Source organism: Bacillus sp. FSL K6-2944, assembly GCF_038005385.1.
Taxonomy (GTDB): domain Bacteria; phylum Bacillota; class Bacilli; order Bacillales; family Bacillaceae_G; genus Bacillus_A; species Bacillus_A cereus.
Genome location: NZ_JBBOTE010000001.1, coordinates 3,551,450 through 3,578,042 on the forward strand (window position 1 = coordinate 3,551,450; position 26,593 = coordinate 3,578,042).

The following is a 26,593-nucleotide window of genomic DNA, read 5'->3' on the forward strand; positions in this document are numbered from 1 at the left end:
CTCCTTTCTTACGCTTTTTGTGTGCCTAAGTCCGCAAGCACATCTAAAATTTCTTTATAAAACTCTTCACGTGTACCGCCGCGGTGAATTTCTTTATATAGCTCACCATCTTGAATGAATAAAATACGCTGACAGTAACTTGCACTGTACGGATCATGTGTAACCATCATAATAGATACGCCTTGATCTTTATTTAAGTTTGTCATCGCATCAAGTAAGCTCGTTGCATTTTTAGAATCAAGCGCTCCTGTTGGCTCGTCCCCTAAAATAATTGCAGGCTCATGCACTAAAGCACGCGCTGCTGCTGAACGTTGTTTCTGTCCACCAGATACTTCAGATGGATACTTTTGAAGTATTGCTGAGATTCCTAACATATCAGCTACCTTTTCTACTTTCGGTCCAATATTACGTGACGCGACACCTTGAAGAGATAGTGGAAGTGCGATGTTTTCATAAATAGATAAGTTTTCTAATAAGTTAAAGTCTTGGAAGATGAAGCCTAATTTTTGTGAACGGAAATCAGAAAGCTCACCTTGCTTCATTTTCGTAATATCCGTACCCGCAATTTCAACAACGCCGCCCGTTGCTTTATCAAGTGTTGAAATTACGTTTAATAATGTCGTTTTACCAGAACCAGATGGTCCCATAATCCCTACAAACTCACCCTCTTGAATTGAGAATGAAACACCTTTTAACGCATGTGATTGGTTCTCACCTTTTTTACCGTACACTTTTTGGACGTTTTTCACGTCTACAACTGGTTTCGTCATATATATCCTCCTACGCTTGTTTTTCCATTACCTATTTTGCGCCTTTTGGAAGTGAACTGCTATTTGTTAACATTACATTTACCTTACACTTTTGTAATATAAAGAAGGTGGGCGTGTAAGTTTGGCTTTTACTACTTTGAATATTAGTGACATATTGAATCGGTAAATGAAATTATATCGGCGATTTTTCAAATATATCGGTGCAACTACAAAAGCTGAAAATAAAAATAGGCTGCTCCACAAAAAAGGAACAGCCCACTTCTCTCTTTATTTCTTTAAAGGTGTTACCGTCCAATACGTAACAACTCGCCAAATCCATTCTAATGGACCCATTTTAAAGATTTTCATCCAAATTACACTAAACACAATTTGAATTGCATAAATTGCAATACATACATATAAAGTCTGCATGTAAGTTAAGTTTTCTGCAAAGTTAAATACACTGCCTGCAATTAAAATCATTGCAGTTTGTCCAATATAATTCGTTAAAGCCATTCGGCCATAATATTTCAGTGGTGCTAACAATGTTTGAACTGGTTTTAATTGAAGTAATAAAATTAATGCTCCAACATAGAAAGCTGAAATAATTGGTCCCACTGTAACACCAATTTTTAAAAATTGGCTTGCAGCGTCCATTGTTCCGTCCTCATTCATAAGTATCATATTTACAAATGGATCAGCAGGAACGTGCCCATATTGATACCATACAGCTATGACACTTAAAACAAACATAATACCTGTAAAAATAGCGACTTGCTTTATGTTTTTTGAAAGATTTTCAAATACACGATATTGTCCTGCAGCAAGTCCTAATAAAATTAAACCAAGTGGTAATAGTTCTTTAACTCCCATTACACTGAAGGCAATTGTCAAAATAAGTCCTAGTACTAGGTTCACTTCTTTTTTCGCTTTATAAAACGGTAAAACGATTAACCCGCAAATTGCGTATAACGATAGTGCTTCTCCAGGCTGAAACATTTGATGAATTAAACCAAAAATAAATAGTGCAACTAAGCGGCGTAAAAATAAAACATAGCCATTTTTCCCCTTCGCAATCGCTCTTGAAATAAAGATATAGAATCCCACTCCAAATAAGAATGAGAAGATTGAGAAGAAACGACCTTCTACAAATAAGTATAAAAATCTTTGATAGCTAGCATCCACTGTGCTAGGATCTGGAATTTTAATGTTAAGTAGTGCGAGAATATTTACTAAAATAATCCCTAGTAGTGCAAAGCCGCGAATGTAATCTAACTCATCAATTCGCTTGTTTATAATATTGTTCCCCATAAAGCAACTCCTTGTATAAAACTTAATCCTTTCTTACTCTACTGGAGAAAGCTGCTCACAACTATCGACAAACCTTACATAAATCTTACATTATTGTCATATGGCAAAATAAAACCAGGTCATATTGCGACCTGGTCTACTCTGATTGTTTCGATTTTTGAGGTTGTCCTTTTTTACTATTACGCTGTTTTACTTGAACAATCGGATCAAGTTCATTCGAAAACTCAGCGTTATGTCCATTTTGCGTTTTTTGTTCTGGGTTATTTTGATCTGAACGTTTCGCCATTACATTCACTCCTTATTAGTGCGGTGTAATAATCATTTGATGTTGCAATTGGCGAATTGCCATACGTGCTCTATTTAACTGCTCACGTTGCTCATCATTCGCATGTTGTTGCATCGTTTGTAAATCGTTATACGCTTGTTCTAATTGTAACTGCGCATCTGAATACTCCATCGTATTATAATGCTCTTGTCTCATACCAAGATCTAATTGTTCTTTCGCATATTCCACCGCTTGTTCCGCTTGTGTAATATACGATTCAAGTGATTGACGCTCTGCCATAATTGTCCCTCCTTGCTTCAATTCCCCTTTAGTGTGTCCCTTCCATCTGAACCTTATGAGTATGTTATAATGGATTTTGTTTCATTTTGACTCGGCTTAGGAGGGAAAGTAATGAAGGTTCAAAACCCTTTTCCATATACAAACGACAATAAACGTTATCATACATGGAATTATCATTTACGAAATGAATTTGGTGAAAAAATCTTTAAAGTTTCATTAGATGCTGGCTTCGATTGCCCGAACCGTGACGGTACAGTTGCTTATGGCGGTTGTACATTTTGCAGTGCTGCTGGATCTGGTGACTTCGCTGGCGATCGCCGCGATGATGTTATAACGCAATATCATGAAATGAAAGAAAAAATGCGCTCAAAGTGGAAAGACGGAAAATGTATCGCTTATTTCCAGGCGTACACAAATACACATGCACCACTTGAAGTGTTAAAAGAAAAATTCGAACCGCTTCTAGCAGAAAAAGACGTTGTCGGTCTTTCTATTGCGACTCGTCCAGATTGTTTACCGGACGATGTTGTTGAATATTTAGCGGACTTAAATAAACGCACTTACCTTTGGGTTGAACTCGGACTACAAACCGTCCATGAACGTACTGCAAATCTTATTAATCGTGCTCACGATTATCCTTCTTACGTTGAAGGTGTAAATAAATTACGTAAGCACGGCATTAAAGTTTGTTCTCATATTATTAACGGCCTTCCACTTGAAGATTACGACATGATGATGGAAACAGCTCGTGAAGTAGCGAAGCTTGATGTACAAGGAATTAAAATCCACTTACTTCACTTATTAAAAGGAACGCCAATGGTGAAGCAATATGAAAAAGGACAACTCGAGTTCCTTTCTCTTGAGGATTACGTAAGTCTCGTTGTTGACCAACTTGAAATGGTTCCAGAAGACGTAATTGTGCACCGCATCACAGGTGACGGTCCGCCTGATTTAATGATTGGTCCAATGTGGAGCTTAAATAAATGGGAAGTATTAAATTCCATTGATGCAGAATTTGTACGCCGCGGAAGCTGGCAAGGAAAATATGCAAATGAGGAGAAACAAAAATGAAATTAGAACGTGTATTACCGTTTGCTCGCTCGCTTCTGCAAACGGCAGTAAAAGAAGGCGATTACGCTGTAGATGCAACTTTAGGAAACGGCCATGACACTTGCTTCCTAGCTGAAATCGTTGGAGATAACGGAAAAGTATTTGGATTTGATATTCAAAAAGAGGCAATTGAAAGCTCAACAACTCGTCTAAAAGAAAAAGAACTTTTCGAACGTACTGTTTTAGTTCACGATAGTCACGATACACTTCTATCCATATTACCAGAAGATGCAAAAGGAAAAGTAACAGGCGCAATTTTCAACTTAGGTTACCTTCCAGGCGGAGACAAGCATATCGTCACAAAACCGAACTCAACAATCTCGGCGATTGAGCAATTATTAGACGTAATGGCGCCTGAAGGTATCATCGTCCTTGTCATTTACCACGGACATCCAGAAGGACAAGTAGAACGCGACGCTGTACTTAAATTTGCCGAAGAACTAGACCAAAAACAAGCACACGTACTGCGATATGGCTTCATTAATCAACAAAATAACCCGCCATTTATTGTGGCGATTGAGAAGCGATAAAGTGAAACTTTAATCAGTGGGGGCATCCCCACTGATTATTAGTTGAACCAATCGGGCATTTATGGGCAGTTTATCTCCCACCTAACCTCTTTGCTCCAGGCGAATTTTAAGGTGGGAGTTTTACTGCCCGTTAATGCGGGGTAATATATCAACGATTTTTCAATTATATCTATCGTAACTCGGGATATATCAACGATTTTTTCGATATATCTATCATAACTTACAATATATCAACGATTTCTCGGATATATCGATTGTTCGACAAAACATAACAAAAAAAGACGTGCATTCATTGCACGTCTTTTTGTTATTCTCCTATATAATGGATGTAAACATTCTTAAAGGAGACGAAACAATGATCGGAATACTAGCAGGAATGGGACCAAAATCAACTGGGCCATTCGTCGATACAGTTGTAGCAAAGTGCCAAACAATATACGGAGCAAAGTATGATATGGACTTTCCTCATATGATGATCTATTCGTGCCCAACACCGTTTTACATGGATCGCCCTATTGATCACGAAGCGATGAAAAAAGCAATTATTGAAGGAGCACAAAAACTTGAAAGTACTGGCGCAAGCTTTATCGCTATGCCGTGCAATACGGCGCATCTTTATTTTGAAGAATTACAGCGTTCGCTTTCTATCCCGATTTTAAATATAGTCAATGAAACGTTACAAGCAATTCCTGAAAATACAAAAAGAGTCGCTCTTCTCGCAACAGAAGCAACTGTTCAAGCTGGGATTTACCAAGATGGGATTGCAAAACGTAATATAGAGTACATTCATCATGAAAAATGGCAGGAAATGATTAATCAAATCATTACTTATATTAAATCTGGGGAGGTTGAAGAAGCTCGCGAATTGTGGAATGCGCTCGTTTTACAATTGAGAGAGGAAGTTGATACGGTAATTATCGCATGCACCGATTTGAATGTGGTGGCGAGTGAGGATTTTGTTGATTCCTCTCAATGTCTTGCTAATGCGGTTGTTAGGATGTATCTATCAAATACAAAGAAATCTTCATAAACATAGAAAACACCCCTTTTGAAATGTGTTTTATGTTTTATGAAAATCATCCTAAAAACTTTTAACTTTCTTCACAATTCTTTCAAAGTAATCACACTTAATCTCGCTATATTAAATAAGTAGTTATTCATATAGGGAAGGTTAGGGGAACTGAAAGTATGAAAGTAAATCGTTCGCTTCATTACATTTTTTGGCGTTGGCATTTTTATGCTGGGCTTTTTATTACGCCGCTTCTTATTACGTTGTCACTGAGCGGAATTGGGTATTTATTTCGGGAGGAAGTTGAAGATTTCATCTATAAAGATTTATATTTTGGGAAGAGTGCTCAAACAGAATCTATTTCGATGTCTGATTCTATTTCCTTAACAGAGAAAAAATATCCACATTATAGCGTGGCGAAAATTAGTGAGTTTAATGGGGATTATAATACGAGACTTACCATTGCAAATGAGTATACTGGGCAACAAAAATATGTGTATTTAGACAGCAATAATCAAATTGTTGGGGATCAAAATGCAAGTGAAACGTTTGCCAATATAATGAGGGAATTACATAGTTCTCTTTTAGTTGGTGGCACTGTCGTAAACTATACTGTAGAACTCGCGGCATGCTGGACAATCTTTTTAATCGTAACCGGATTGTACATGAGTATACGACAATTCAAAAACACACCATCATCCAATAAGCGAGAAAAAGCAAAAAGACGTCATTCTATTATCGGTATTATATTTACAATTCCTCTCTTTCTGCTAGTCGCATCTGGATTGCCATGGTCAGGATTTATGGGGAACCAAATTTATAAAATCGCATCGTCAAATGAATCACTCGGATATCCAAAATTGTACATGGCTCCGCCTGAATCAAAGGTAAAAGAATTGCCGTGGGCAACAAGAAAAGAAGCTCCGCCTGAATCAAATTCAAATGAACCGAAAGCAATTTCTGTCGATGAATTACAAAAAGGAATTGAAATAAAGAAGCCATATGTTATTTCACTACCAGCTGATCCGAAAGGTGTATTCACTGTTTCGAAATCGAGCGGTTCTGGTATTACAGGTATGCATGTTGCACCAAATGAAGAGATAACAGCTTACTTTGACCAATATAGCGGGGAGCTCATTTCAAAAACGGACTATCGTGATTATGGATTACTTGCACAATGGTTCACTTACGGTATCCCGCTTCATGAAGGACATTTATTCGGATGGCCAAATAAAATATTATGCTTACTAACGACATTATCTCTACTACTTCTCATTTATTACGGAATAAAAATGTGGTTAGCAAGAAAGCCGAAAGGAAAATTAGCCGCACCTCCAAAACAAAGAGATAAGAAAAGTATATTCGTTTTCTTTATCATGATGGTGATACTAGGCGCTGTCATGCCTTTATTTGGACTATCTGTTTTAGTTATTTTTGCAATTGAACTTCTTATATATGTATTTTTAAAAATACGATCATAATGAAAAGAAAACCACTCTACATGAGTGGTTTTCTTCATCACTGCGCTGTTTTCTTTCGGTACATCTTCCCGTTCCAATAGAAGAATCGTGAAGTGAGGCCTCCGTACTTTACAATGCGCCGTGCCATTTTGTGCATATTCTTTTGTGCTGATACTTTTTGATCTGATAAATAAATACCAAGTAACCCTCGGCTTATAAGGCGATGAAACTTCGCATGAGGCAAATCACCAATGCTCTTCTCCGCTTCTTCTACAAAGTGTTTCATCCGATCTAATATCGCTTGCTCGTTTTCATAATAACTACAGAAATTCAAATCTCCCCCTATACGGTCTTCTTCTTGATCAATGAAATAATCAAGTAAGATATGAAGTCCTTGTACGTAAGGGAAGTACCCTTGTCTAATTTTCGCAATATCTTCATCATGTAACTCATCATGAAATGCATATGCTACAAGACAGAAAATTCCAAGTGTAGAACCGGCACATGCTGAAAATTCAAACCAACTCATCTCAGGTAAGTTTTCTTTATGTGCTTCAAACCAATTTTTCAGGCGCGGCTCTCTTTCTTCTAATTTCACGTGTTTATGAATTTGCAAATCACAATAATAACAAGCAAGTTCATGAAGAACAGGAGCAATTTTGTCATAGTGCTTCGTTTTCTTTAAAACATCTTGGCATGTTTCAACAAGTTCATCTAAATAACCACCATCATCTTGATCATCACGATAACGATAATAATTACCGCCACCTTCTACTTCAGGTGATAATGCCATTAACATCGATTCATGCAGTGCGGCAAAATCATTTGGATCAAGTGATGTACTGCGATCACATAAATTATCTAAATAGTCGCTGATCGTTTGATACGCTACGATAAAACGAATACATTCTTCTCGGTGTTCATTTGCTAGCAGAGCTAAAATGCCACCGCCCTCACAATGAAACGTTTTATGCTCAATACTTGCGATTGCCTGACTATGAAGCTCATCATTCGGAATATGGTAGGCACGCTCTTTCCACATCGCTAGCTCATGGTGTACAACCGGAAACACATCACGGTATACTTTCGCCATGAGCGTTATGGGATTACTCGGTACGTTCACTTCTTCCTTCATCTCCTCTATTAAATGTACAAATAATGATTTATTTGTTTGTTTTTACTATATTATTGACATGCATTTCAGTAAATGACTGAATATAACTCAAAATTTCATCACGCTCATACTCATTTAATAACTCGTGATAACAATTCGGCCATTCTTTAAAAGCCTTATCACTTATTTTAACATTATCAAACCAAGTGCGGACACGTGTTTTATCTACAAGTTTATCCTCACAAGCTTGCATTAGCAAGAGCGGAACATCTGGAAAATCATCTATTTTTTTATGAGCAATTTCGATAGACTTAATCAATTCACTATACCAACGTACTGATACTTTGCGCAAGAACAAAGAATCATTCTCCATTGCATCTCTCACTTCGTGGTTACGTGTTGACATTTCCACCGTAAGATTCGTTGCAAATTGCAATTTTGGAGCCACAACATTTAATATTTTTGAAGCAAATTGAAGCGGAGCAGAGGGTCCAGTCACTACCCCTAAACAAGGCGAACTCAAAATAATACCCTCTACATCTTCTCTCTTCGTTTCTTGCATCATACGAATGACAATAAGACCACCCATACTATGACCGAATAGAAAAATAGGTAACCTATACTTTCTTGCTTCTTTCACCCATAATTTAACTTCCTCTATGTATTCATCAAATGAATCAATATGTCCTCTATTTCTTGAAGTCGTTCCATGTGACGGAAGATCCCCCATCACGACGTGATAGCCGATATGATTCCACATTTCCGCAACGGCTTCGTAACGTCCGTGATATTCCATTGCGCCGTGCACAATAACAATGACAGCCTTTGCTTCCTCCGCTTCATAATTCCACATACGGCTCTCCTCCATTTCACTCTTTCTCATAATTTGATACACTAAAACTAGTCTCTAGGAAAGGAAGACTTTACATGATATATCCTTACAAAGAAAAAAACCGAAAATTGCGAGTAGTGCTTTTATCGCTGACTATGTTACGATTACAGGCGATGTTTACGTTGGCGAGGAATCAAGTATTTGGTTTAATACAGTCATCCGTGGTGATGTGTCACCAACGATCATTGGAGACCGAGTAAATGTACAAGACCAATGTACACTCCACCAAAGCCCTCAGTATCCTCTTATCTTAGAAGATGATGTTACAGTTGGGCATCAAGTTATTTTACATAGTTGTCATATTAAAAAAGATGCTTTAATTGGAATGGGATCCATTATATTAGATGGTGCTGAAATTGGCGAAGGAGCTTTTATCGGCGCTGGAAGCCTCGTTTCACAAGGAAAGAAAATTCCACCAAACACGTTAGCTTTCGGTCGTCCCGCGAAAGTCATTCGTGAATTAACAGCAGAAGACCGTAAAGATATGGAGCGTATTCGCACGCAATACGTTGAAAAAGGTCAATATTATAAATCATTACAGAAGTAAATTTCCGCTGCCATAAGATTGGCAGCTTTTTTTATATAAAATCTAACTTTTTCTTTACAAAACATTATTACTCCCTCAACAAAATCTTATTAAAATAAAAGCTAATATCTCCATATATATGTAAACGAGGGAGGAGAATTTTCATGAAGGTCAGTGGATTATATAAAATAGAATGTTACATTTTCAAAGGAATTAATCGCTACTTTGATCAAAAAACATTAAATATCTTTTTCAGCAATATTACTCATATCGGTGGCGCGACTTTCTCCATCGCACTCACACTTTTCTTTTTAATTTTTGCAAAAGGTACTTTACATCAAGCAGCAATTGCAACTGCTATTTCTTTAGCAATTAGCCATATTCCTGTACAAATATTAAAAAGATGGTATCCACGAAAACGTCCTTATTTAACAATTCAGGATGCAAAATATCCAGTCCATCCATTAAAAGACCACTCTTTCCCGTCTGGTCATACAACAGCCGTTTTCTCTGTCTTCATTCCATTTATTTGCTATAATCCAAGCTTACTTGCTTTCCTATTACCGTTAGCATTATGCGTTGGTATTTCACGTATTTATTTAGGACTTCACTATCCGTCAGATGTATTCGTCGGTATGTGCCTTGGCACTTGCTCTGGCATCATCTCTTTTTATCAATTCATCCCACTTTTCACATAAAGGAGTGATATGATGAGAGTCGCCATTTTTACCGATACTTTTACGCCACAAGTTAACGGGGTTGCGAAAACGTTAGAGCGATTAACACGATATTTTCAGAAAGAACAGATCGCCTATTCTGTTTTCGCCCCTCAGCATACAGCTGAAGATAATTTTGTAGCGAATGTGAATAAGATGAGAAGTATCCCGTTAACAATATTATATCCAGAATGTCGTTTTTCTTTTCCTACTCCGCGCATTAAACGGGAACTACTTTCCTTTAAACCTGACATTATTCACATTGCCACACCTTTCAACATGGGACTTTGTGGATTGTATTATGCAAAAAAGTTAAACATCCCAGTTGTCGGTTCTTATCATACTGATTTCGATGCCTATTTACGTTATTACAAAATCGAATTCCTCTCCAATATGCTGTGGAACTATTTAAAATGGTTTCATAGTCATATGCAAAAAAATTTTGTACCCTCTCCTGAAACATTACATCAATTAAAACATAAAGGCTTTCAGGCCCTCTCTATTTGGGGACGTGGTGTAGATTGCAATCTCTTTCATCCATCTTACAATACAGACCTATTCCGAAAAAAATATAATATTACAGCGAAGTACGTCCTTTCCTATGTTGGACGGATTGCTCCTGAGAAAGATATTGATACGTTGCAAAATCTTATCGTTAAATCAGCACATACTCGAAGCGACATTCATTGGCTTATAGCAGGAGACGGTCCTCTAGCAACAAGTTTACGTGAAGCTGTTCCGAAAACAAATATCACTTTTACTGGCTATTTACAAAGTGCAGATTTAGCTGAAGCATATGCTTGTTCTAACATAATGGTATTTCCATCAGCTACTGAAACATTCGGAAATGTCGTACTTGAATCACTCGCATGCGGTACACCTGTTATTGGTGCAAATAGTGGCGGGGTTAAAAATATTATTACAGATGGAAAAACGGGAGTTCTTTGTCCGCCTAAAAATGAAGATGCATTTCTATCATCCATTTATTTTTTATTACAAAATGAAGAAAAACTTGAGCAGATGGGAATAGCAGCTTCATCTTTTGCGAAATCAAAGAGCTGGGATGAGATCTTTCGTGGCTTGCTTAACCAATATGAAGAAGTCCTTCAGCATAACGCATCAGAGTTGCTTGCTTAAATAGAAAAACTCCCTTCAAAAAAACGAAGGGAGTTTATTACATGGTCATAAATTTTAGTTTAATAAATGATACATAAGGTTAAGCATTGTTTTATTTCCATATTAATTATATCAAAAATAAACATAACTAAACAGACTTGTAATAAAAACCCATAAAAATTAATATATGGTTATACAGTGTTTTAACTGTATAATGATTTTAAGAATTCCCCTTAAAATCAACTCACTCACATACCTTTATACAGCAATTGTTCCCCAATTCTGTATATCAAAAAAACCTTTCATTCATTTGAAAGGTCTTTTTGAGCCTGCACATATTCTTCTTTCGTATTTACATTTATAAACCAATCCGCATTCGCTTGTACATCTTCTCCAGAAACATACTTCACATTACATTGTGATAAAAGCTGCCCCATACTTCTTTTTTCTTCCTGAAGTAAAGCATAAATCTTTTCTTTCACGCGGTTATGATACGCCGCAAGTAGCGGTTGTTTTCTTCCATTAATAATAGGTACAACCGCATCATATTCATTGTTCGTTTGCTCTAGTAAAATGGTAAACCATTCATGCGACACGTTTGGTGCATCGCAAGGCATAATAGCGTACCAATCTGCTTCTATGTATTCCATTCCTGATACAATGCCGGCCAGCGGTCCATTCCCTTTATAGTGCGGAATGTCTTCTATAACAGGTACTTGTACGAATTGCTCTACTCGCTCTTTTATATCAATATGGCTAATTACTACAATGTCTTGCAAAGTATTTCCCATCACTTTCACAATATGCTCAACAAAAGTAGTTCCCTTCCAAATTGCTAACGCTTTCGGCTCACCGAATCTACTCGACATACCACCTGCTAATACAATTCCAGCATACTTACTCATTGGCGATGCAGCTCAAATGTAATATGACCTAATTCCGGTAAAATTAATTTATTCATCGCAAGGCGAACCGCTCCGCTAGACCCTGGCATCGAGAAGACTACTTTGCGCCCAATTGTACCACCAATCGCTCTACTTAACATTGCGCTGCTTCCGATATCTTCTAAATAACTAATCATACGGAACAGCTCACCAAATCCAACAATTTCTTTATCTAATAACGCTGATACTGCTTCAATTGTGACATCGCGTTTCGTAATACCAGTACCGCCATTTGTTAATACAACATCTACATCTTCCTTATGATAACCAGCTAACACTGCTTGCTGAATACTTTCTTTATCATCTTTTACAATTTCATAAGAAGTTACTTTATGTCCCGCTTCTTTTAACAATTCATGTAATAGTTGTCCGCTCTTATCTGTTTCTTCCGTACGTGTATCGGAAATCGTCACGATCTTGCAACGCACTTCTTTTGGAGCTTGTTTTTTATGTTCAGTTACACTCATTTTTTATCTTTCCTTTCTTAAAGACTTTTCTTCATTTTATCATACATACCTTTACACAATTATGTATGAAGCCAATCATGCGCCATGATACAATATAAGTATACTAACCCACAAAAAGGAAAGTGCCCTTTCTTATACTCCTAGACTACACTTCTTTAGCTACTCTTTATATTTTCTACATAATAGAATTCAATTTTAAAACTTGTACTAAAAAATAAATTGGAGGTCTACATAGTATGGAACTTTATAAAAAATTAACAACAACATTTATCCTCTTATTCATCGCTTCAATCACTGTCGGCTTTTCCTTAAAAGGCGCAATTCCATACGCTACATTAGTAAGCATTATATTCGCGACACTATTTTTACTAAGTAGTGCATTTTGCGCAGGTAAAGCACGTCAAATGAAAGGTTGATTACATATGTTCCAGAAGAAATCAATCCTTTGTAAATCATGTGAAAAGGAAATATAAGCATATGAAAAGGCATGGATTCATATGCCATTTCCAGCAAGTGGCATGACTAATATGAAAAAGTATATTGAGCTAGATGGAGAAGTATATTGCAAATCATGTATTCAAATTATAAGTAAAACGAAATAAAAAAAGCTTTGCGCTCACCGCGCAAAGCTTTTTTTCATATATTATAGACCAGCTTGCTCTTTTAAAGCTGCTGCTTTGTCTGTACGTTCCCATGATAGATCTACATCAGTACGTCCGAAGTGGCCGTAAGCTGCTGTTTGTTTGTAAATTGGGCGACGTAAGTCTAGCATTTTAATAATACCAGCTGGGCGAAGATCGAAGTTGTTACGAACTAGCTCTACTAGTACGTCTTCAGATACTTTACCAGTGCCGAATGTATCAACTGAAATTGATACTGGTTGTGCTACACCGATTGCGTATGCAAGTTGTACTTCTGCTTTTTCAGCAAGACCAGCTGCTACGATGTTTTTCGCAACATAACGAGCTGCATATGCTGCAGAACGGTCAACTTTCGTTGCATCTTTACCAGAGAATGCACCGCCACCGTGGCGAGCGTATCCACCGTAAGTATCAACGATGATTTTACGTCCTGTTAAACCAGCATCACCTTGTGGTCCACCAATTACGAAGCGGCCAGTTGGGTTAATGAAGAATTTCGTTTCTCCATCCATTAATTCTGCTGGTACTACAGCTTTAATTACGTGCTCTTTTAAGTCGCGATCGATTTCTTCCCATGTAACATCTGGGTGATGTTGTGTAGAAATTACGATAGTATCAACACGTACTGGTTTACCATTTTCATCATACTCAACTGTAACTTGCGTTTTTCCATCCGGACGTAAGTATGATAATGTATCATCTTTACGTACTTCAGTTAAACGGCGAGCTAATTTGTGAGCAAGCGAGATTGGAAGTGGCATTAACTCTTGTGTTTCATTACATGCGAAACCAAACATTAAACCTTGGTCTCCTGCACCAATTGCCTCAATCTCAGCGTCAGTCATTTGACCTTCGCGTGCTTCTAGCGCTTGGTCAACACCCATAGCGATGTCAGCAGATTGCTCATCGATAGATGTTAAAACTGCACAAGTTTCTGCATCGAATCCGTATTTTGCGCGTGTGTAACCAATGCCTTGAATTGTTTCACGAACGATTTTTGGAATATCTACGTAAGTAGAAGTCGTAATTTCCCCCGCTACCAATACTAAACCAGTTGTTACAGTTGTTTCACAAGCTACACGTGCATTTGCGTCTTTTGATAAGATCGCATCTAAAATTGAATCAGAAATTTGGTCACAAATTTTATCTGGATGTCCTTCAGTTACAGACTCAGATGTGAACAGATGACGTTTTTTTGTCATGTGGTAAACCTCCCTACAGTAATTGTATATATTGTACGGAACTCATCCTTAATTTGCCACAAACTGCGACATACATTTATTCTCCCACACAAGCATACAGAAAAACCTTTCCTACTTTACATAGAGGAAAGGTTTAATTTGCTACTTGCATACTGCTTTTTGCCCTTCGCTCTTATCGTTCGAGACCTGTAGCCTCGCACAGGTTTTAGCACCTATTCACCTGTATTTACCACTACAAGTGAGGTTGCTGGGCTTCATCGGGCCTGTCCCTCCGCCAGCTCGGGATAAGAGAGTATCCGTCCCAACCTATACTAAAGAAATGATATTCATTTGTCAATTAATATTCACATTTTCCTGAAAGTTTTTCTCAATACGCCTGAAATGAAATATTAATAGGGAAATAATGCATTCACACAAACAAAAAGAAATAAATAGTATACATTATTTATATAATTGTGTTATACTCTTGTTGGGGATTACGAGAAATATTTCATTAAATGAAAAGGATGGTATATAAATATGAGTACTGTGAATGTCCAAATTGGTTTACACGAATTATTGAACGGAAGCAATGCACAGATTCAACTAAGTGTTCCGCAATTAGTGGAAAAAGTATTAATGCGAAATGAAGGGAAATTAACTTCGACTGGTGCCGTTTCTGCTTCAACTGGAAAATATACAGGACGTTCTCCTAAAGATAAATTTATTGTGAAAGAAGCATCGGTTGCTGACAAAATTGCTTGGGGAGCTGTGAACCAACCGATTTCTGAAGAACATTTTAATAAATTATATACTAAAGTTTTAGAATACTTAAAAGAAAAAGAAGAGTTATTCGTCTTCAAAGGATTTGCAGGCGCTGACCGCAATTACCGCCTACCAATTCAAGTTATTAACGAATATGCATGGCACAATTTATTTGTACATCAATTATTCATTCGTCCAACTGAAGAAGAATTAACAACTCATGAATCAGAGTTCACAATTGTTTCTGCACCGAATTTCAAAGCTGATCCAGCTGTTGACGGTACAAACTCTGAAGCATTCATTATGGTTTCATTCGAAAAACGTATCGTACTAATTGGTGGTACAGAATACGCTGGAGAAATGAAAAAATCAATCTTCTCTATTATGAACTTCTTATTACCTGAACAAGATATTCTTTCTATGCATTGCTCTGCAAACGTAGGTGAAGAAGGCGACGTAGCACTATTCTTCGGTTTATCTGGAACAGGTAAAACAACATTATCTGCTGATCCAAACCGTAAACTAATCGGTGATGATGAGCACGGTTGGTCTGATAACGGTGTATTCAATATTGAAGGCGGTTGCTACGCGAAATGTGTAAACCTTTCTCACGAGAAAGAACCACAAATTTTCGATGCAATCACATTTGGATCTGTTTTAGAAAACGTTATCATTAATGACCAAACACGTATCGCCGACTACAACGATACTACTTTAACAGAAAATACTCGTGCTGCATACCCTATGCATGCGATCGACAATATCGTACTGCCAAGTGTTGCTGGACACCCAAATACAATTATTTTCTTAACTGCTGATGCATCTGGCGTATTGCCTCCAATCAGTAAGTTATCAAAAGAGCAAGCTATGTATCATTTCTTAAGTGGTTACACTAGTAAACTAGCAGGAACAGAGCGCGGCGTTACTTCTCCGCAAGCTACATTCTCAACTTGCTTCGGTTCACCATTCTTACCACTTGATGCATCTCGCTACGCTGAAATGCTTGGTGAAAAAATCGAGAAACACGATGCGAAAGTATTCTTAGTAAACACTGGCTGGACTGGTGGCGAATACGGCGTTGGTAAACGTATGAACTTAGGTTACACTCGTGCAATGATTCAAGCTGCATTAAACGGTGAACTTGCAAAAACTGAAACAGCTAAACATGATATCTTCGGTCTTGAAGTTCCACTTCACGTACCAGGTGTACCTGACGAAGTGTTAATGCCTGAACAAACTTGGGCTGATAAAGCTGCTTACAAAGCAAAAGCAATCGAACTTGCAAATGAATTCAAAGCTAACTTCAAAAAGTTCGACAGCGTATCTGAAGACATTATTAACTTAGGCGGTCCAATCGCTTAAATTAAAACTTTCTGTTGGAATAACCCTTTACTCATATGAATAAGTGTCGTGTAACCGTAAAGTTTCGCGTACTCACCGACAAAACCCAATGCGGCTTAACGGTTACACACACTTACATAAAAAAGAAGCTTACGTGAAAACGTAAGCTTCTTTCTATATCTTATATAAAGTGAAACGCTAATCTCTTCATCTGTGACCTAGATTATAAAATTACAGCTTCGAATATATACATTATATCCCTACTCACTACATCTCTCGGGTTTCACATCGTATGGGGCTAAAAAAGGCCCTGACCGCTTCTATTCGTGACTGGATCATCTATTCCATCTAAAAAGAAGTCTTTTATCTTTTTAGCTCTTTGTTAGTTCTTTCTCATCTTTCATGCTATAGTAACCTAAATTCACAACGATTAAGAAATACCCACCCATAATCCCTACTGCAAACGCCCACATAACCATGTGGTGCTCAATTTCGTACATAATAATAGCACCCAAAATGGCAGCTGCAAAACGGTTAAACATACCGAGTGTCGGTGCTTTCGTCTTCTTTACAATACTATCTCCAAGCTTCTCAATTCTTCTGCCTAAAAGCCAAACGCAATACATACTTACAATAAGCCCAATTCCAGCGCCTAAAAAGTGTGCTGAAAACGGTGTTAACATCCAACCTAGTAACAAAATACCTAGTATATAATACGATTGGATTTTAAATGATCTTAGTGACATACTAATCATGCTGTACCTCTCTTCATTCGTTCTTATCTATCCAACAAAAAATTTCTTTCAAATTCATATTCCTTACATTCATTTCATTCAAATTAAAAACAACATAAACAGTATGTTTATGTTGTTTAAATGTTTTTAGAAAATAATATTATACAAGATTTCAAACATCATATTCTCATATTTTGTGACGGTTTTTCAAACTTTTTTCGTCCATTTATGAAAAAAATGATATCAATCTATGATCATACGGATATGATGTAATAAGCACACAAATAAAGGGGGCGTCTAATGATTTATTTTTTAATGGCTCTCATTCACCTCATTATCCCTGCACTTATTGGACTTTCATTGTATTGGTACACGAAAAATCATAGCATTTTTTACGCTGTCCTCGGTGTTCTTCTTCCAGGTATTATTCTTATTACACTCTTCCGTATTCCATTTTTAAACTTAATTCCACTTATTACTGCTATCTTGTTTCTCATCTTCTTACCAAAAATAAAAAAATAGGAAAGCAGATCATAGGTGATCTGTTTTCCTATTTTGATATAGGTTCCCCTGCAATAGAATGAACTTTTACTTTCTCCGATTTCACAAACCATAGACCGACAAAAATGATAATTCCACCGATGATTTGTTGAAACGATACATATTCATTTGCCCAGACAGCTGCAAATAGAACCGCTACAAGCGGCGTTATATACATATATACCATCGTATGTGACGCCCCAATTTTTTGAACACCAACATACCACATTACTAGACCAAATACTGTTACAAAGAAAATAGAATATAGTAAAGCAAATAGTGTCATTCCGTGAGTAATGTGAAATGGCATGACAAACACATGTGGACCACTTAACAATAATAGCGGAATCGCACCCACTAATGCAGACCATGCAGTAACACGTAATGCTGAATATTTTTTAATTAATGGTCCTGCTAAAACAGGATAAAGCCCCCAGCATATTGATGTAATAAGTCCAATTCCATTGCCATAAAAAGAACTAGTAAGTGAATGTCCTGCTACTAAAACTAAGGCTGCACCAACAAAGGCAGTCATAGAACCGATTAACTTTCGAGAAGAAAACTTTTCTTGTTTCAAGAAAATCGCAAATGCAGTTGTAAAAATAGGTGAAATAGAAATGAGTAAAGAGGCATTTGTAGCGGATGTATATTTGACAGTTTCCATAAATAACGTTTGATACAGTACAATACCTACAACGCTAACGATAATTAATCTAGGTATATCCGTTCGCTCCATATAAACCGACTTTTCAATACAAAAGGTAAGGAGTAACAGAAGCGGTGCCGCCGCCATCATACGAAGTGCAGTAAACTCAATTGCTGTAAATTCTAAAAGTCCATACTTCGCAATTGTATAGTTAATCCCCCAAATAATAACAACACTTAAAATTAATAACTCAATTCCCCATCTTCTCATGCGTATCCCCTCCGCAAAGAAGATTATACAGAAAATTCAATCACATGTACATTTCATTATGTGAAAAAATCTTTTTATTATATGAAACGTTTTGGTAAATGAAATTATATCGTCGATTTTCTGAATATATCGGCGCAACTCCATTTATATCAGCGATTTTTTCAATATATCGACTTATCGACAATAATAGCGACTTATAAAATAAAAAAAGTGAGTCCAAAATACATTTTGGACTCACCTTTACTATACTCGAACGTGTAATTTCATATTTGGATTATAAAACTGGCTTGGGCTCTTCAACTGAAAAGTTCCTCCACCTTCATGCCAATCAACCGTTAACTTATCGTCCATAAATACAAGCTTTGTACGATCAGCGATAAAATTCATTGTGCTTGATTCAATATCCACATCGCGCTCATCTTTCTCTGCTACAGCTACTAAATCGATGATTCCGCTCATAACACAACCGCAACCTTCATTATCATAAAATAACTTTATATATTTCGCTTCACTTGGAATCGTATCCATAATCTTTTTATATGCTGCTTCTGTTACAGTAACGTACATATGTTAATCTTCATCCTCTCTTCTCTTATCATTCATATATTGTATCACCATTTTTCTTAAAAGTTATATACAGAAAATTAAGACTAATATACAATGTATGTGATAAAGTTTCAGCAATCGAGCTTTTATGAGTAGTTCATGCAGGAGAAAGGATGTTTACTATCTGTCTTCAAACTACAACGATATCCCATGTTATTAGGTGTATTTAGTAGTTTCTTCATTTCTAGCGGAATGCTATTACAGCATGTACTTCCCTATTCTCCTTCTATTAGCTGGATTCTAGGTTTTATTTGTTTCCTATCCGCTTCTTATTTTGCTACGAAGAATACAAACAACTCATAAAGCAAGAATCATCTTAAGGAGGATTATCAAACATGCCAGCCTTAAAAAAAATAGAGCAATCACTCGATCACTTATTCCAAATTGAAAAATACGGAAAAGATAGTGCCTTTAGTCGATTTATCCCAGCCGTATATGATCCTATCAAATTTCCTTGGCAACAATTTTTCGAAGCAAATTTTGTAGATTTATGTAACGGCCTTATGATGCACGGATCTGAAAATGTAAACAAAGTATTTTTAGCTGTATTCCCTACAGATGACGTTCTTGAAACATTCATTTCACAATCCACACCCGGTGATTTACTCTTTATGCACCATCCCCTTGTAATGGAGTGCGGTGATCCGCTTGGAAGATCAGGCCGCGGTTTCATACCAATTCCTGAAAAATATTTGCAAGGAATAAAAGAAAAACAACTTTCTATATATACATGTCACGTACCAATGGATTTTCATCAAACACATGGAACGAGTATTTCAATTGCAAAAGCATTAAACTCTACTGTAGTGGACGACTTTGCATATGGAGGTCCAGAGCAAGAACCAGTTGGCCTTATTTGTGAAATAGATGAAACATCAACAGAAGCACTCCAAAAACATTTAAAACAACTCTTCCAGATTCCTTACACAGACTTCGAAGGTAAACGACATGATTCCATCAAAAAAATCGCAATTATCGCTGGATGTGGCGATGTTGTATCTTTAATGAAGGAAGCAGAAGAAAAAGGTGCTGAAGCATATATTACAGGAGAAATCCATTGCCATATCGACAATGATTACGGCAGACATAAATACTCGCTCATTATGGATTATGTAAAAGAAACGAATATGTCTCTAATTGGTGTGTCACACTCTGCCTCTGAATATTTAGTGAAAGAGACATTGATGTATGATTGGTTTAAAGAGAATTTTGATGTGGATGTTATTTTGCTTCCGCAGGAGAAATGGTGGCTCTAACGCTATCATTTTTTAAATTTATATACACAATACAATCGACCACAGAAAAATAGAGAAATGCGAAAGCACCACCTGTACCAACGTAAATGCTTTCGTTGTGCCGGAAAACGAACCTACTGGTAGCACCGAGTTTACTGGTGCTACCAGTATTACAGCATGAATATATATTCTATTTTTCTAATCACTGACATATAGCAATTCATTTCATAAAAAAAAAGACCCGAGATTCGGGTCAACAAATAGAAATATAAATGAACTACAACAAATAACAGACAAAGCCATTATATATTTTTCATAGTAAAACATCCATTATTTTCTTTTTACACTATCAATATATTATTTTTCGTTATCGTCCTCTTTGTTAGAACGTCTACCTAAGAAGAACACAAAAACATCACTTCCAAATAAGTGATGTTTTTTGTAGTTAATGCAGTGGTAACATAACTTCAACCGTCGTTCCAACCCCAACTTCACTTTCAAAACTCATTTTACCGTTGTGGTCTTTAATAATTTTTTCTGTAACTACTAAACCTAGACCAGTTCCTGTTTCTTTCGTTGTATAAAAGGCTTCATTTAACTTTGGAATTTTATCTTTCGGAATGCCGCATCCCTCATCTTTCACTTGAACGATGATTCCATCTTTTACAGTAACTTTAATCGTAATTGTTCCGCCAACTGACATTGCTTCAATTGCATTTTTGATTAAATTAAAAAAGACCTGTTTTAATCGTTTTTCATCACATGTAATTGATGGTAAGTCTTTACTGTAAATACCCTGTATGTGGACTCCTTGTTTTAAAGCAGGCTTTTCCATAACTCGAATAACATAAGAGATAATTTCTTGTATGTTATGAGTTTCTGATTCTAGTGATTTAGATTTCTCAAATCCACTAAGTTCTGTAGCAATTATATGAATCCGATCTACTTCTTGTTTCATAATATCACTATAAATTTGTAACTACTCAGCCACCTTTCGGTGTCTTTTTTAAATTTTACTAGTTTCATATGCCTCCCATTTGTAAATACTGAGTATATCAAACAGGGGAGGTGAATCTTATGGTCGATCGAAAAATTATTTTAGATACATATAAAAAAGGACCTGAAGCTGTTATTTCTTTATTTGAAGAAACATTTTCTAAGTTAGAAAAACGTATACAAGAACTAGAAAATGCTTCAAAAAAAAACTCCAAAAATAGTCATAAGCCACCTTCTACAGATGGTTTGGGTAAGCCCGTTACAAAAAGTTTGCGCAAACCGTCTCATCGTCAAACGGGTGGCCAGTTGGGCCACAAGGGACATACTCTTGGTTTGACAGCGACTCCAGATCATACGATTACACATTCTCCTACATATTGTACTTGTTGTCATACTTCCTTGAACCACGAGCCTGTAAAAGGGTATCGCATTCGCCAAGTGTATGACTTACCACCTATTCAGATCGAAGTGACAGAACATAAAGTAGAACAGAAAGAATGCCCACATTGCCATTCTATCCAAGAAGCCCAATTTCCTTCGACAGTATCTCGTCCTGTTCAATATGGTCCAAATATAAAAAGACTGATTCCCTATTTAACGCATTATCAATGCATTTCTTTGAAGCGAACAAAAGAATTCTTTCAGGATTGTTTTGGACATTCTATAAGCGAAGGAACCCTGGTAAATCATACACAGGCTTTCGCTTCTCAATTGCAGCCATTCATAAAAGAAGTAAAGGAAAAGATTCTGCAGTCTCCTGTTGTCCATTTTGATGAAACTGGTATGCGTGTAGAAAACAAAACACAATGGTTACATACTGCCAGTACACCGGAGGTGACATTGCAACATATTCATCAAAAACGTGGAAAAGAAGCAATGGATGCTGGAGAAATCTTGCCATCTTTTTCTGGAATTGCGATGCATGATGGTTGGAAATCGTATGATGCGTATACAGATTGTCGTCACGTTTTATGTAATGCCCATCTCTTACGAGATTTACAAGGAATTATAGATAGTACTGGAGAACAATGGGCACAACAGATGCAGAAATTTCTAACGCAAGCGTTGACGATGAAAAAGCAATCCGAAGGTACCATGCCAAAAGCGACGCAAAAGAATCTGTTTATTATGTATCAATCCATATTGAAAGAACAACAGATTCTTTCCACGAAACAAAAGAAGAAAGGAAAGCAGACGCCTTCTCAAAATTTATGGAATCGCTTCGTCAAGTATTCTGACAGAATTCTAGCGTTTTTAGAACATCCAGCCATTCCATTTGATAACAATCAAGCAGAACGGGATATTCGGATGACGAAAGTAAAACAGAAAGTGTCTGGGACTTTCCGAAGTAAGAAAGGCGCAGAATCTTTTTGTCAGATACGAAGCTTTATGAGTACCATGAAAAAACAAAAACAATCGGTCTTACAAGCGATAAACCAAGTCATAGAAACTAGAACGGTTCCTTGGAATAACACGACTTCATAAGAGAATTTCTCTATTTGGCATAGATTCTTTCTCTGATTGGAGTATTTTCTTTTCATGTTTTCGAATCGGAAACATGTATTTGGCCTGTTTTTTTATTTGAAGAAGCTGAGTAGTTACATAAATTTTATCCTCTGGATGCTTGTCTGCTTGTTTATTCACAAGTTTTTTTAAGTTTGCTAAAGGTCTTCTAATCTTATAACCAATAACCGTTGCCATCTTTCCAACAGCTGCTAGTTTTTCTGTCTGTTTTATTTCTTTGTCCATCATCTCAAGCGTACGAACGTAAGACTGAACCCTTAAAAATATAATCCAACATATGATAGTAAATACGCTATATAATGCCATTGGGATTAAAACGAGAGAAGATTGAATAATGATTCCTGTAAGAGCATACTTTCCGATAAGTATCGCTGGAACTAACCAGAAATATCTTTTATTCACAAAGATTGGTGCAAACAAAATAAAAAATCCTTCTACTATATTTCCACCGTCAAATTCTGCATCGCTACCATAATAAATCATAATGTTATGGATACAATCTAATACATTATAGCCAATTAGAATAATATACTTTACCGCAAAAGCATTCTTCCATTTCATAAAGTATATTCCAATGCAAAACAATACCACCATCAAAAAGTAAAGCCATAAACCTAAACCATCTTCAAACTCTCCTACACCTTCTTGCTCTCCACCGATTAACGGTACGATAAATTCATAGGCAAGATCATATACGAAAAATATAATAAAAAATAAACTTAAAAATGCTTTCAGCGCCTTTATTTCTTCATTTTTAAATATATAGCCTTTATTCATATGGTAACTCCTAGCTTTTCTTCCACTTGGATTTCAGTATTTCCACACTTCCTTGGGAGAATGATGTCTATTCTCGTTCCAGTATCTTTTTCACTTGAAATATGCAACTCACCAAGGTGCTCGGCGACAATTCGATTCGCTACCGTCAGTCCCAGACCAATTTTATCTTGTTTCGTTGTATAAAAGGCCTCTGTAACACGGGGTAAGTTTTCTTGCTTAATACCATGACCATTATCGATCACACTGATCATTACATATTCTTTCCCTTTATTTTCTAATTGTAAATGTAATATGCCACCTTGTCCCATTGCCTCTAAAGCATTTTTTATCGTATATAAAAAGACTCCTCTTATTTTTCGTTCATCACATTCAACTTCTATTGTTTTTTCTTCCACATTAGAAATAAACTGAATGTTTAATTCATCTATTTTTTCACGAAGACTTGTTATTACTTGTAATACAATTTTTCCTACATCATGTTTCTTATAAATAGAAGGTTTGCATGTAGAAACTTCCATTAACTCACTTATCATATTATTCATATTTTCTATTTCAAAAATCATACGTTTATAAATAGGATCCTCTTCATGCTTCTCTCGTTGTAATTGCGTAAATCCTTTTAATGAAGCAAGTGGATTTTTAATTTCATGTCCAACCGTCGCTGCCATTTTTCCGATTACTGCTAATTTCTGTGATTCACTAGCAATCGCAATACTTTCCTTTACAGCTGAAAGATATTGTAAAAATCGGTTTAAAATGATATATGCAGCTATTAACATAAGTGTATACATAATAAGGAACATAAATGCTTTTACTTCCTCTAATACAAATAAATAAATTAAATATTTTCCTACAATAGAGGAAAGTAAAAACACATAGAATTTTTTATTTAAAAATATAGGTACAAAGAAAATGAGAATAATTTCTATTATATTTGTCGCATCAAACGCCGCCTTATTATAAAAAACATACGAAAATATATTAGCGAGTTCTATCCCTATGTATGCAAATATCCATGCATATTTAACAAGGTTTGCCTTCTCTTTTTTCATTAAATATATATTCACGCACAGTATTGCTACTCCGCAAATAACTTGCCATATTATATTGTATCCCTTATCCATTATTGATTTATCTTCTAATACGATTGCATAGAAAATTTGATATACAATAACAATGACATATAACACCCATAAAAGGATTTTTGCATTTCTTTCTTCTTCTTTATATGATAGAAAACTTTCTTTCACTTCAACACCCCTTCAAAATAATATCTCGAAGAATACCATTTATTATAATAAATGATTTTCATAGACAAACAAAGATAAATCGAACATTTGAGGAAAATCGTACCAAAAACGCAATATATTTAGACTATATACAGAGCATAAAATCTATGATCATTAATACGTATATTATGGGAGGTGTTTTTTATGGATGGCAAAAAAAATAAAAAGATCGAACAACTCCAATCTTTCATGCGTGAAAATGAAGGAAAGGAGATGACAACAAATACAGATATTAAAATTTCAAATGATGAAAACTCTTTAACTGCCAGTGATCGTTTCAGAACGATTAGGCATAGTGCAGGGAACGCCAAATGGACAGTGGGAAGTAAATGATACTTTCTTAACAGGCTCACCACTCCTTTATGATGGATTACTTCTTATCGGCGGAGAGATGGATGATCATTTTCTTAACAAAGCAAGTTCATTTGTCGTAGAATCATATAATCACTTTAAGCCGATTGGCTCCTTCCAAAACGGCTCTTCTATTATTCAATCTTTAAATATCGAAGGAAAGCCTGGTGTTCTAATAGAACAAGACCCTACGAGGCTAGCAAATGAATTTATTAAAGCTATGACAAAACAACGCTTTTGGGATAGAGCATATTCATAAAATAGGGGGAAATTTATGTTTGTTACTGTCGAGAAAGATGTGCATATTTTTGTGCAAGACGTTAATCCTGGTCCAGGTAGTAAGACTGTTTTCTTCGTTCACGGATGGCCTTTAAATCATCAAATGTATCAATATCAACTCAATGTTTTACCAGAGCATGGCTTTCGCTGTATCGCCATGGATATACGAGGGAATGGGCAATCTGATAAGCCATGGACTGGTTACACGTATGATCGATTAGCCGATGATATCGCAATTGTTCTGGAAGCACTTCAAGTAGAGAACGCTACATTAGTCGGTTTCTCAGTTGGTGGTGCTCTTTCTATTCGCTATATGTCTCGCTATAATGGGCGCCGCATTTCTAAGCTCGCATTAATTGACGCTGTCTCCCCCTCTTTCGTTAAAAATCAAGAGTCCCCTTACGGTGTACCGAAAGAACAAGCAGATGCTCTCATTAATCAAATGTATGCTAATTTACCAAAATTTTTAAATGATGTATCTTTATCCTTTTTTAATAGAAACTTAGGGGCTGCAACCCTTGAATGGTTTTCTTATCTCGGTATGCAGTCCGCTTCTTATGCCCTTATAAAAATTTTACAAGCAGCTGCAAATGAAGATGTAACGAAAGATTTAAATAAAATTAACGTCCCAACAAAAATCTTCCACGGCGTTCACGACCAACTAATTCCTTACAAAAGTGCCGAGCTTACGCAACAACGAATTAAAAATTCTCAGTTACATGCTCTTACAAATAGTGGTCATGGTTCACCAATCGATCAAGCGGATGAATTAAATAAAGAACTGATAAAATTTTTACATGCATAACAACTGCAATACAAGAACGAAAGTTAATACAATCGATTTTTCACAAAACATAAAATTCACATATTTCTCACAAATACACAAATAAAACGATTACATTTTCATAT

Annotated in this window: 26 protein-coding genes, 5 pseudogenes and 1 riboswitch; of the genes and pseudogenes, 16 read left to right on the top strand and 15 right to left on the bottom strand. The window is 36.3% G+C overall.

What is annotated here, in order from left to right:
- Positions 1-8: 8 nt before the first annotated feature.
- The 4 genes from MHH55_RS18090 to MHH55_RS18105 all read right to left on the bottom strand — a co-directional run bounded on the left by MHH55_RS18090 (position 9) and on the right by MHH55_RS18105 (position 2,625).
- Complete coding sequence (locus MHH55_RS18090) at positions 9-770, bottom strand: ABC transporter ATP-binding protein (RefSeq protein ID WP_048656104.1); 762 nt, start codon at positions 768-770, stop codon at positions 9-11.
- Positions 771-1,037: 267 nt separating this feature from the next.
- Positions 1,038-2,060, bottom strand: a complete 1,023-nt coding sequence (locus tag MHH55_RS18095) for a DUF418 domain-containing protein (RefSeq protein ID WP_078186557.1) — start codon at positions 2,058-2,060, stop codon at positions 1,038-1,040.
- A gap of 136 nt (positions 2,061-2,196) precedes the next feature.
- Positions 2,197-2,346, bottom strand: coding sequence for a hypothetical protein (locus MHH55_RS18100; RefSeq protein WP_001129340.1), 150 nt, complete (start codon positions 2,344-2,346; stop codon positions 2,197-2,199).
- Between the two features lie 15 nt (positions 2,347-2,361).
- On the bottom strand, positions 2,362-2,625 hold the full coding sequence (locus tag MHH55_RS18105; protein WP_000840865.1) for a YtzC family protein: 264 nt from the start codon (positions 2,623-2,625) through the stop codon (positions 2,362-2,364).
- A 111-nt stretch (positions 2,626-2,736) separates the two neighbouring features.
- Here MHH55_RS18105 and MHH55_RS18110 point away from each other — a divergent pair, with 111 nt between their 5' ends.
- The 4 genes from MHH55_RS18110 to MHH55_RS18125 all read left to right on the top strand — a co-directional run bounded on the left by MHH55_RS18110 (position 2,737) and on the right by MHH55_RS18125 (position 6,755).
- Positions 2,737-3,696, top strand: coding sequence for a TIGR01212 family radical SAM protein (locus tag MHH55_RS18110; protein WP_078186556.1), 960 nt, complete (start codon positions 2,737-2,739; stop codon positions 3,694-3,696).
- Positions 3,693-4,265, top strand: a complete 573-nt coding sequence (locus MHH55_RS18115; RefSeq protein WP_017656636.1) for a class I SAM-dependent methyltransferase — start codon at positions 3,693-3,695, stop codon at positions 4,263-4,265. Before MHH55_RS18110 ends, MHH55_RS18115 begins: the two co-directional genes overlap by 4 nt.
- 355 nt (positions 4,266-4,620) lie before the next feature.
- A complete protein-coding gene (locus MHH55_RS18120) occupies positions 4,621-5,295 on the top strand; it encodes an aspartate/glutamate racemase family protein (protein ID WP_078186555.1) in 675 nt (224 codons plus the stop codon).
- Positions 5,296-5,453: 158 nt separating this feature from the next.
- Positions 5,454-6,755: a PepSY-associated TM helix domain-containing protein gene (locus tag MHH55_RS18125; protein WP_048538442.1), complete on the top strand. Its 1,302-nt coding sequence runs from the start codon at positions 5,454-5,456 to the stop codon at positions 6,753-6,755.
- A gap of 37 nt (positions 6,756-6,792) precedes the next feature.
- On the opposite strand, the gene MHH55_RS18130 is transcribed toward MHH55_RS18125, so the two are convergent.
- Together MHH55_RS18130 and MHH55_RS18135 are read right to left on the bottom strand one after the other, a co-directional pair.
- Entirely contained in the window at positions 6,793-7,857 is a 1,065-nt protein-coding gene (locus MHH55_RS18130; protein WP_001102461.1) for a tetraprenyl-beta-curcumene synthase family protein, read from the bottom strand.
- 40 nt (positions 7,858-7,897) lie between these two features.
- Positions 7,898-8,701: an alpha/beta hydrolase gene (locus tag MHH55_RS18135; protein ID WP_000267421.1), complete on the bottom strand. Its 804-nt coding sequence runs from the start codon at positions 8,699-8,701 to the stop codon at positions 7,898-7,900.
- 74 nt (positions 8,702-8,775) lie between these two features.
- Between MHH55_RS18135 and MHH55_RS18140 the strand changes: the two are divergent.
- The 3 genes and pseudogenes from MHH55_RS18140 to MHH55_RS18150 all read left to right on the top strand — a co-directional run bounded on the left by MHH55_RS18140 (position 8,776) and on the right by MHH55_RS18150 (position 11,119).
- Positions 8,776-9,287 (top strand): annotated as a pseudogene (locus MHH55_RS18140) (gamma carbonic anhydrase).
- 143 nt (positions 9,288-9,430) lie between these two features.
- A complete protein-coding gene (locus tag MHH55_RS18145) occupies positions 9,431-9,964 on the top strand; it encodes a phosphatase PAP2 family protein (protein WP_000868582.1) in 534 nt (177 codons plus the stop codon).
- A 12-nt stretch (positions 9,965-9,976) separates the two neighbouring features.
- On the top strand, positions 9,977-11,119 hold the full coding sequence (locus tag MHH55_RS18150) for a glycosyltransferase family 4 protein (protein ID WP_001261646.1): 1,143 nt from the start codon (positions 9,977-9,979) through the stop codon (positions 11,117-11,119).
- Positions 11,120-11,400: 281 nt separating this feature from the next.
- Here the strand turns inward: MHH55_RS18150 and MHH55_RS18155 are convergent, their stop codons facing one another.
- Both MHH55_RS18155 and MHH55_RS18160 read right to left on the bottom strand, forming a co-directional pair.
- The gene (locus MHH55_RS18155; RefSeq protein ID WP_078186554.1) at positions 11,401-12,003 is read right to left on the bottom strand and encodes a molybdenum cofactor guanylyltransferase; all 603 of its coding nucleotides are present in this window, start codon (positions 12,001-12,003) and stop codon (positions 11,401-11,403) included.
- On the bottom strand, positions 12,000-12,509 hold the full coding sequence (locus tag MHH55_RS18160) for a MogA/MoaB family molybdenum cofactor biosynthesis protein (protein WP_000117124.1): 510 nt from the start codon (positions 12,507-12,509) through the stop codon (positions 12,000-12,002). Before MHH55_RS18160 ends, MHH55_RS18155 begins: the two co-directional genes overlap by 4 nt.
- Positions 12,510-12,745: 236 nt before the next feature.
- Here MHH55_RS18160 and MHH55_RS18165 point away from each other — a divergent pair, with 236 nt between their 5' ends.
- A complete protein-coding gene (locus MHH55_RS18165; protein ID WP_000424797.1) occupies positions 12,746-12,925 on the top strand; it encodes a hypothetical protein in 180 nt (59 codons plus the stop codon).
- A 6-nt stretch (positions 12,926-12,931) separates the two neighbouring features.
- Positions 12,932-13,111, top strand: a pseudogene (locus MHH55_RS18170) (hypothetical protein).
- A 41-nt stretch (positions 13,112-13,152) separates the two neighbouring features.
- Here MHH55_RS18170 and metK read toward each other — a convergent pair.
- Positions 13,153-14,352, bottom strand: a complete 1,200-nt coding sequence (metK, locus tag MHH55_RS18175) for a methionine adenosyltransferase (protein ID WP_000163123.1) — start codon at positions 14,350-14,352, stop codon at positions 13,153-13,155.
- Positions 14,353-14,521: 169 nt separating this feature from the next.
- Positions 14,522-14,643: riboswitch (SAM riboswitch) on the bottom strand.
- Positions 14,644-14,871: 228 nt separating this feature from the next.
- Between metK and pckA the strand changes: the two genes are divergently transcribed.
- Positions 14,872-16,458 carry a phosphoenolpyruvate carboxykinase (ATP) gene (pckA, locus tag MHH55_RS18180; RefSeq protein ID WP_000108802.1) on the top strand — a complete coding sequence of 529 codons (1,587 nt, stop codon included), beginning with the start codon at positions 14,872-14,874 and terminating at the stop codon, positions 16,456-16,458.
- A 350-nt stretch (positions 16,459-16,808) separates the two neighbouring features.
- On the opposite strand, the gene MHH55_RS18185 is transcribed toward pckA, so the two are convergent.
- The gene (locus MHH55_RS18185; protein ID WP_000624926.1) at positions 16,809-17,192 is read right to left on the bottom strand and encodes an ATP synthase subunit I; all 384 of its coding nucleotides are present in this window, start codon (positions 17,190-17,192) and stop codon (positions 16,809-16,811) included.
- Between the two features lie 279 nt (positions 17,193-17,471).
- Between MHH55_RS18185 and MHH55_RS18190 the strand changes: the two genes are divergently transcribed.
- Entirely contained in the window at positions 17,472-17,693 is a 222-nt protein-coding gene (locus MHH55_RS18190) for a hypothetical protein (RefSeq protein WP_000639042.1), read from the top strand.
- Between the two features lie 28 nt (positions 17,694-17,721).
- On the opposite strand, the gene MHH55_RS18195 is transcribed toward MHH55_RS18190, so the two are convergent.
- Both MHH55_RS18195 and MHH55_RS18200 read right to left on the bottom strand, forming a co-directional pair.
- Positions 17,722-18,627: a DMT family transporter gene (locus MHH55_RS18195; protein WP_001255411.1), complete on the bottom strand. Its 906-nt coding sequence runs from the start codon at positions 18,625-18,627 to the stop codon at positions 17,722-17,724.
- 243 nt (positions 18,628-18,870) lie between these two features.
- Positions 18,871-19,194 (bottom strand): iron-sulfur cluster biosynthesis family protein, encoded by a 324-nt coding sequence (locus MHH55_RS18200; RefSeq protein WP_000289570.1) that lies wholly within the window; start codon positions 19,192-19,194, stop codon positions 18,871-18,873.
- A gap of 374 nt (positions 19,195-19,568) precedes the next feature.
- Between MHH55_RS18200 and MHH55_RS18205 the strand changes: the two genes are divergently transcribed.
- Complete coding sequence (locus MHH55_RS18205; RefSeq protein ID WP_071740516.1) at positions 19,569-20,489, top strand: Nif3-like dinuclear metal center hexameric protein; 921 nt, start codon at positions 19,569-19,571, stop codon at positions 20,487-20,489.
- A 424-nt stretch (positions 20,490-20,913) separates the two neighbouring features.
- Here MHH55_RS18205 and MHH55_RS18210 read toward each other — a convergent pair.
- Positions 20,914-21,444, bottom strand: a pseudogene (locus MHH55_RS18210) (ATP-binding protein); the annotation flags it as partial.
- Between the two features lie 101 nt (positions 21,445-21,545).
- On the opposite strand from MHH55_RS18210, the gene tnpC reads away from it, so the two are divergent.
- A complete protein-coding gene (gene tnpC / locus MHH55_RS18215) occupies positions 21,546-22,949 on the top strand; it encodes an IS66 family transposase (protein WP_100910632.1) in 1,404 nt (467 codons plus the stop codon).
- A 117-nt stretch (positions 22,950-23,066) separates the two neighbouring features.
- On the opposite strand, the pseudogene MHH55_RS18220 reads toward tnpC, so the two are convergent.
- Both MHH55_RS18220 and MHH55_RS18225 read right to left on the bottom strand, forming a co-directional pair.
- Positions 23,067-23,765: pseudogene (locus MHH55_RS18220) on the bottom strand (ATP-binding protein); the annotation flags it as partial.
- Complete coding sequence (locus tag MHH55_RS18225) at positions 23,762-25,015, bottom strand: ATP-binding protein (RefSeq protein WP_078186552.1); 1,254 nt, start codon at positions 25,013-25,015, stop codon at positions 23,762-23,764. The pseudogene MHH55_RS18220 and the gene MHH55_RS18225, both read right to left, overlap by 4 nt.
- Before the next feature lie 183 nt (positions 25,016-25,198).
- On the opposite strand from MHH55_RS18225, the gene MHH55_RS18230 reads away from it, so the two are divergent.
- The 3 genes and pseudogenes from MHH55_RS18230 (at position 25,199) to MHH55_RS18240 (ending at position 26,489) form a co-directional block, all read left to right on the top strand.
- Entirely contained in the window at positions 25,199-25,387 is a 189-nt protein-coding gene (locus MHH55_RS18230) for a catalase (protein WP_078186551.1), read from the top strand.
- Positions 25,320-25,664 (top strand): annotated as a pseudogene (locus MHH55_RS18235) (catalase); the annotation flags it as partial. The gene MHH55_RS18230 and the pseudogene MHH55_RS18235, both read left to right, overlap by 68 nt.
- Positions 25,665-25,679: 15 nt before the next feature.
- Positions 25,680-26,489: an alpha/beta fold hydrolase gene (locus MHH55_RS18240; RefSeq protein ID WP_000498278.1), complete on the top strand. Its 810-nt coding sequence runs from the start codon at positions 25,680-25,682 to the stop codon at positions 26,487-26,489.
- Positions 26,490-26,593 lie beyond the last annotated feature (104 nt).